General features: G+C 64.7%; 4 protein-coding genes. 1 reads left to right on the top strand and 3 read right to left on the bottom strand.

Going from position 1 to position 7,724, the window contains the following annotated elements; all coding sequences use genetic code 11:
- The 3 genes from B597_RS47440 to B597_RS42700 all read right to left on the bottom strand — a co-directional run.
- Positions 1–145: hypothetical protein (locus B597_RS47440; protein WP_192939429.1), on the bottom strand; the 145-nt coding region annotated here is incomplete at its 3' end.
- A gap of 387 nt (positions 146–532) precedes the next feature.
- A complete protein-coding gene (gene putA, locus B597_RS42705; RefSeq protein WP_003293568.1) occupies positions 533–3,694 on the bottom strand; it encodes a bifunctional proline dehydrogenase/L-glutamate gamma-semialdehyde dehydrogenase PutA in 3,162 nt (1,053 codons plus the stop codon).
- A gap of 263 nt (positions 3,695–3,957) precedes the next feature.
- The gene (locus B597_RS42700) at positions 3,958–4,713 is read right to left on the bottom strand and encodes a helix-turn-helix domain-containing protein (RefSeq protein WP_003293570.1); all 756 of its coding nucleotides are present in this window, start codon (positions 4,711–4,713) and stop codon (positions 3,958–3,960) included.
- Between the two features lie 125 nt (positions 4,714–4,838).
- On the opposite strand from B597_RS42700, the gene lon reads away from it, so the two are divergent.
- A complete protein-coding gene (gene lon, locus B597_RS42695) occupies positions 4,839–7,226 on the top strand; it encodes an endopeptidase La (protein WP_003293572.1) in 2,388 nt (795 codons plus the stop codon).
- Positions 7,227–7,724 lie beyond the last annotated feature (498 nt).

Below are 7,724 nucleotides of genomic sequence, written 5' to 3'. Positions count from 1 at the left end.
ACGCGGTGACGAAGCTGCCCAGGCTGCGACCGCCGAGGATGTAGTCGTCGAAGTTCTTGGTGGCGCGGTAGGCGACGAAACCGATCAGGATCATCGCCGCGATGTAGATCACGAAAGTGATCAGAGTGGGTGTGTTGACGCTCATTGTGTGCCCCTCGTTAGTTGTTGTTCGGCGTAACGCGAGCGAGCCCGCGCGCCACCTTGGCAGAGGGCGATGGCTAGAAAGGCCATCACCTGTGACAGGCCCAACATGGTCCCGTCAGTGGCGGAAGAGCGTCCGCCGACTGTCCAATTGTTGTTCTTATCCGCCTACCGAGCTTGACGCCTGGAAAGCGCCGCCCCGGAGGTGGGCCTCCCAGAAAAGCAGTGAGTACACACCGGCCCAGTGGAGGCACGCCCTGGCGGCGATTGCAGCCCGAAGCTCAGCCAGCGGCCTTGAAGCCTGAGAAGCTTCACCTCAGGACGGGCCTCCGCGCATACCCGCCCCGTGGGAGGCGCGCCCTCGCGGCGATTTCAGACTGCAAGCCTCCGTTCAGTCGTCTCCAAGCGACAGCAATGAGGCGTTGCCGCCCACAGCGGTCGTGTTGATGGAGGTGGTGCGCTCGTTGGCGAAGCGCAGCACATAACTGGGGCCGCCTGCCTTCGGACCGGTGCCCGACAGGCCACAGCCGCCGAACGGCTGCACGCCGACCACGGCACCAATCTGATTGCGGTTGACGTAGAGGTTGCCGACCCGCGCCAGTTGCTCGATGCGTTCGGCAGTTTCCTCGTTGCGGCTATGTACGCCGAGGGTCAGGCCGTAGCCGGTACCGTTGATCGCCGTGACGACTTTTTCCAGGTCCGCGGCGTCGTAGCGCACCACGTGCAGCACCGGGCCGAACTGCTCCTTCTTGAGCTGGTGAATGCCGTCGATCTCGAAGGCCACCGGCGCTACGAAGTGGCCGTTGAGGCCAGCCGGCAATGTCGCCTCGGCAATCAGGCGTCCTTCGCTCTTGAGCTGCTGGATATGCGCCAGCAGACCCTCGCGGGCTTCCTGATCGATCACCGGACCAATGTCGTTCTCGCGCAGATGGGTCGGACCGACCCTGAGCTCGGCCATCGCCCCCTTGAGCAAATCGATCACGCGATCGGCGATATCACGCTGCACGTAGAGCACGCGCAACGCCGAACAACGCTGGCCGGCACTGGTGAAGGCGGAGCCAACGGCATCCTTGATCACCTGCTCGGGCAGCGCCGTGGAGTCGACGATCATCGCGTTCTGCCCGCCAGTCTCGGCAATCAGCGTGGCGATCGGGCCTTCCTTCTCGGCCAGTTGGCGGTTGATGATGCGCGCCGTGTCGGTGGAACCGGTGAAGCACACGCCGACCACGCGCGGGTCGCGGCAGAACACGCCACCCAGGGTGGCACCGTCGCCCGGCAGGAAGGCGATCGCCTCCTTCGGCAGGCCGGCGTCGAACATCAGTTCAAGCGCACGCGCAGCGATGAGGCTGGTCTGCTCGGCCGGCTTGGCCAGCACGGTGTTGCCGGCCACCAGCGCCGCGGTGATCTGGCCGAGGTAGATCGCCAGCGGGAAATTCCACGGGCTGACGCAGACGAACACGCCGCGGCCTTCATGGAACAGCTCATTGCGCTCGCCGGTCGGGCCTTTCAGTTCTTCGCGGCCGAGCTTCTGCCGCGCCTGCTGTGCGTAGTAACGGCAGAAATCCACCGCCTCGCGTACTTCGTCGATACCGTCCTGCAGCGACTTGCCGGCTTCCACGGTACACAGCGCCATCAGCTCGGCGCGGTGCTGCTCCAGCAGATCACCCAGGCGCTCCAGCACTGCGGCACGGGCTTCCACCGGCGTGGCATTCCAGCTCGGCCAATAAGCCGCCAGGCGATCGACAGCCTGGCGCGCCTGCTCGGCGCTGGCGAACTGGGCCTGGCCGACGACCTTGTTCAGGTCATAGGGGCAACGCACCTCGGACGGCGTACCGGCGAGCCTCTGCCCGCTGATGACCGGCGCAGCCTGCCACTGGCGCTCGAGGAAAGGTTGGTAGGCGCTGGCCAGGTCATTCCATTGGTTCTGGATATTCATGTTGATCCCTTGGGAGTTCTTGCGATTGCCGAACAGCGCCGGCGGCAGCGGAATGCGGGGGTTGCCCGGTGCAGCGAACTTGCGCAGCTGGCTCACCGGGTGATCGATCAGCGACTCGACCGGCACGCGCGGGTCGACCAGTTGGTGGACGAACGACGAGTTGGCGCCGTTCTCCAGCAGGCGGCGCACCAGGTAGGGCAGCAGGTCCTTGTGCGCGCCGACCGGGGCGTAGATGCGTACGTTGCGGGCGTACTTCTCGATCACCGTGTCGTACAGCGCATCGCCCATGCCGTGCAGGCGCTGGAACTCGAACTCGCGCGGCTGCGCGTTTTCCTCGGCCATCGCCAGGATGCAGCTGACGGTGTGCGCGTTGTGGCTGGCGAACTGCGGGTAGATCACCCCACGGGTGTGCTCGGACAACAGGTAGCGCGCGCAGGCGAGGTACGAGGTGTCGGTGCCTTCCTTGCGGGTGAATACCGGGTAGCCGTCCAGGCCCTGGACCTGGCACTGCTTGATCTCACTGTCCCAGTAGGCGCCCTTGACCAGCCGTAACGGAATGCGTTCGCCAAGCTCACGACCGAGCAGCGTCAGCCAGACCAGCACCGGCAGGCAGCGTTTGGAATAGGCCTGGATGACCAGACCGAACTCACCCCAGCCGGCGATGGCCGGATCGCGCAGGAGCTTTTCGTACAGTTCCAACGACAGCTCGAGGCGGTCGGCCTCCTCGGCATCGATGGTGATCCCGACATCGCGCTCGCGCGCCAGCACGGCCAGTTCGCGCACACTGGCGAACAGCTCGGTGAGCACGCGCTCGCGCTGGGCGACTTCGTAACGCGGATGCAGCGCCGACAACTTGATCGACACCGACGGGCGCGGGCCCTTGCCGACCTGCGGCTCGGCGCCGACGGTTTCAACGGCCTGACGGTAGTCCGCCATATACTTGGCGGCGTCCTCGGCGGTCAGCGCCGCCTCACCGAGCATGTCGAAGGAATAGGTATAGCCCTTCTCGCGCTCCGGGCGGCCGTTCTTCAGCGCTTCGGAGATGGTCCGGCCAAGCACGAACTGCTTGCCCATCAGCTTCATCGCCTGGTTCATCGCGCTGCGGATCACCGGCTCGCCGGAGCGTTTGAGCAGGCGACCGATGACGTTCTTCGGCCGGCCGTCGGCCGTTTCCGGATCGACCACCTTGCCGGTCATCACCAGCCCCCAGGCGGCGAAGTTGACCAGCACGTTGTCGCTCTGGCCGAGGTGGCGTTCCCACTCGGCGGCGTTGAGCTTGTCGCGAATCAGCGCGTCAGCCGTGGCGGCATCCGGCACCCGCAGCAGCGCTTCGGCCAGGCACATCAGCATCAGCCCTTCCTGGGTGTCCAGGCTGTACTGGCGCAGCAGCGCATCGAGGGTATCGACGGCATTGTCACGCCCGCGCACCGCTTCGATCAGGCTGCGCGCGCGCTCGCGAATGGCGGCGATGCCCGCCTCGCCGGGATCGGCAAGCTGCAGCAGCTCGGTGAGATATTGCGCCTCGTCAACGGCGTAGTTGGCGCTGATGGCGGGAAAGAATTCCGCGGCTTTCTGGTTGGCGAAGGCGCCTTCCAGCACGTGACCGGCCTTGAACATGCGCCGCTCCTCTTGTGAGTAGTGTCTGCTTATAGGTGTAGTCCACGGCCAGGCTGAAGATGCAGCACAAGGCGATGAGCCAGCTCGGGAGACGGAATGTAGGGTCTGCAGGACGGGCCGTTCTTGCGCAAAACTACGGAAGTTTTACGAAAAACTCCGAAGGCCGAGCGCGGCAACGCGGCGGTCATAAAAGCGCACCAGGATGGCGCAGGAATCTGCGCCTGATAGCTAAAGAGCCCGAAAGCAGGGCACTCAGGAGAACCTCAGGAATCCGACTTGCGCAATCCGCGAGGGGTCAGACCGAGGTAGCGGCGGGTGGCGGTGGTCAGTGCGCTCTGGCTGGAGAAACCGCACTCCTCGGCAATCCGTACCAGTGGCAGCGGCGTTTCGCGCAGCAGGCGGGCGGCACGGTCAAGGCCGGTCTTGAGCAGATACTGGTGCGGCGTGAGGCCGACGCAATCCTTGAACTGGGCATGGAAGTGGCTGGGGCTCAGGCAGACGACCTGGGCCAGCTCGGCGACGGTGATGCGTCGCGCCAGGTTGTCCTGGATATGGCTGTCCAGCCGCTGCAGATCCAGCGGGCCAGCCGGCCGTTGCACTGACTCGCCGAACAGCCGCAGGTGCAGCGCCCGCAGCAGCACGCCACCCAGCGCCCGGGCCAGCAGCGGATCACTGCCGTAGCGCGCCAGCTCGGCGCCGGCATAGGCCAGCAGGTTCTGGAAATCCGCATCCAGCGCCGGATAGCGTGGCGCTTCGAACAGCCGGGCCAGCAGCTCAGGGTCGTCGGTGCCGACATCCTGTTCATCGAGATCGATGATCAGCATACGGTTGTCGCCCATGCCCGCGAAGCCATGATCGGCATCGCCCGGCACCAGGCAGGCGCGCATCCGGCAAACTTCGCCACCCGAACCGTTGACTTCGAATTCCGCGCGCCCAGAAAGCGACATCACCAGTTGGTGATAGTCGTGGGCGTGCTGGTGAGTCTGGTCATCCAGGCGAAGCAGACGGGCGTTGAGCATGATGGGCACCTGTGCGTGCAAGCACTGTACCGAAGCCTGAATGAAGTGCCCACCCCCACGCGGCGGGATTGAAATCATCCGCGCCACCACCCATCTAAGGTGCACGTATTCGCAACGGGTGCCGCATGAACGACGACGTCAATCAGGATCCTATCGAGCAGGAAATCATCTCCTCCAACGGTCTCGTGCTGCCCGATCAACAGCAGCCGGACAAGCTCTACATCATCCCGGTGCACAACCGGCCGTTCTTCCCGGCGCAGGTGCTGCCGGTGATCGTCAACGAAGACCCCTGGGCCGAAACGCTGGAACGCGTGGCGAAGACGCCGCATCAGCGCGTGGCACTGTTCTTCGTCGACTCGCCGGTGCTGGACATGGCCACCTTCGATCCCGACAGCCTGCCGGAACACGGCACCATGGTCCGCGTGCACCATGCCACTCAGGAGGGCGGCAAGCTGCAGTTCGTCGCCCAGGGCCTGGCGCGGGTGCGTATCCGCGGCTGGCTGCGGCGCAAACCACCGTACCTGGTGGAAGTCGATTACCCGAAAAGCGACGAGGACCCGCGCGACGAGGTGAAGGCCTATGGCATGGCGCTGATCAACGCGATCAAGGAGCTGCTGCCGCTCAATCCTTTGTACAGCGAGGAACTGAAGAACTACCTCAACCGCTTCAGCCCCAACGATCCTTCGCCGTTGACCGACTTCGCCGCCGCCCTGACCACCGCACCGGGGATCGAGCTGCAGGAAGTGCTGGATACCGTGCCAGTCCTCAAGCGCATGGAGAAGGTCTTGCCGCTGCTGCGCAAGGAAGTGGAGGTAGGCAAGCTGCAGAAGGAGCTGACTGGCGAGGTCAATCGCAAGATCGGTGAGCGCCAGCGCGAGTTCTTCCTCAAGGAGCAGTTGAAGATCATCCAGCGCGAGCTGGGCATCACCAAGGACGACAAGAGCGCCGATGCCGACGAGTTCCGCGCCCGCCTGGACGGCAAGGTGGTGCCGCCGGCCGCGCAGAAGCGCATCGACGAGGAACTGAACAAGCTGTCGATCCTCGAGACCGGCTCGCCGGAATATGCCGTCACCCGCAACTACCTGGACTGGGCCACCGCCCTGCCCTGGGGCGTGTATGGCCAGGACAAGCTCGACCTCAAGCGCGCGCGCAAGGTACTGGACAAGCACCACGCCGGGCTCGACGACATCAAGAACCGCATTCTCGAATTTCTCGCCGTCGGAGCGTTCAAGGGCGAGATCGCCGGCTCCATCGTGCTGCTGGTCGGCCCGCCCGGCGTGGGCAAGACCAGCATCGGCAAGTCCATCGCCGAATCCCTTGGTCGGCCGTTCTACCGCTTTTCCGTCGGCGGCATGCGCGACGAAGCGGAGATCAAAGGCCACCGCCGCACCTACATCGGCGCCCTGCCCGGCAAGCTGGTGCAGGCGCTCAAGGATGTCGAGGTGATGAACCCGGTGATCATGCTCGACGAGATCGACAAGCTCAGCAGCAGCTACCAGGGTGACCCGGCCTCGGCGCTGCTGGAGACGCTGGACCCTGAGCAGAACGTCGAATTCCTCGACCATTACTTGGACCTGCGCCTGGACCTGTCCAAGGTGCTGTTTGTCTGCACCGCGAACACGCTGGACTCGATCCCCGGCCCGCTGCTCGACCGCATGGAGGTGATCCGCCTGTCCGGCTACATCGCCGAGGAAAAGCTGGCCATCGCCAAGCGTCACCTCTGGCCCAAGCTGCTGGACAAGACCGGCGTACCCAAGCAACGCCTCGCCATCAGCGACAGCGCCATGAAAGCGGTGATCGAAGGCTATGCCCGCGAGGCCGGCGTGCGTCAGCTGGAAAAGCAGCTCGGCAAGCTGGTGCGCAAGGCGGTGGTGCAGTTGCTGGAAGATCCGCAAGCGGTGCTGAAGATCACCCCGAAAGACCTGGAAAGCTACCTCGGCAAACCGGTGTTCCGCAGCGAGCAGGTGCTTTCCGGCGTCGGCGTGATCACGGGCCTCGCCTGGACCAGCATGGGCGGCGCCACCCTGCCGATCGAAGCCACGCGGATTCACACGCTGAACCGAGGCTTCAAACTCACCGGCAAGCTCGGTGACGTGATGAAGGAATCCGCGGAGATCGCCTACAGCTACGTCAGCTCGAATCTGAAAGCCTTCAAGGGCGACCCGGAGTTCTTCGACGAAGCGTTCGTGCACCTGCACGTGCCGGAAGGCGCCACGCCCAAGGACGGCCCCAGCGCCGGCATCACCATGGCCAGCGCGCTGCTCTCGCTGGCACGCAACCAGCCCCCGAAGAAAGGCGTGGCGATGACCGGAGAACTGACCCTGACCGGCCATGTGCTGCCGATCGGCGGGGTACGCGAGAAAGTCATCGCCGCGCGGCGGCAGAAAATCTTCGAGCTGATCCTGCCGGAAGCCAACCGCGGCGATTTCGAGGAGCTGCCCGATTACCTCAAGGAAGGTCTGACGGTGCATTTCGCCAAGCGCTTCGCCGATGTGGCCAAGGTGCTGTTCTAAGTGGATGACGGCAGGCCCTACGGCCTGCATCGCCGCGAGGGCGCGCCTCCCACTGATGGCATCATTTTTCGTGGGAGGCCCGACCTCGGGGCGATGCTTCAGCTCTGAAGAGCCTGAAGCTTTCCACCGCACATCCGGCCTTTTCCATGACTCGCAGCAGCCGATAAAGCGCCGCCCCTGTTGGCCTGCGCAATCGCCGCGGGCGGGCGCCCCACTGACGGTATGCAGCGATTTCGTGGGAAGCCCGCCCTCGGGGCGATGCTTCAGCTCTGAAGAGCCTGAAGCTTTCCACCGCATACCCCGCCTTTTCCATGACTCGCAGCAGCCGATAAAGCGCCGCCCCTGTTTGCCCGCGCAATCACCGCGGGGGCGCGCCACACTGACGGTATGCAGCGATTTCGTGGGAGGCCCGCCCTCGGGGCGATGCTTCAGGTCCGCAGAGCTTGAAGCGTCCCACCGCACATCCCGCCTTTTCCATGACTCGCAGCAGCCGATAAA

Origin of the sequence: Stutzerimonas stutzeri KOS6 (genome assembly GCF_000307775.2) — a bacterium.
Lineage (GTDB): Bacteria > Pseudomonadota > Gammaproteobacteria > Pseudomonadales > Pseudomonadaceae > Stutzerimonas > Stutzerimonas stutzeri_B.
The sequence above is the reverse complement of the archived record's forward strand: the minus strand, read 5'-3'. Positions and strand labels throughout refer to the sequence as shown.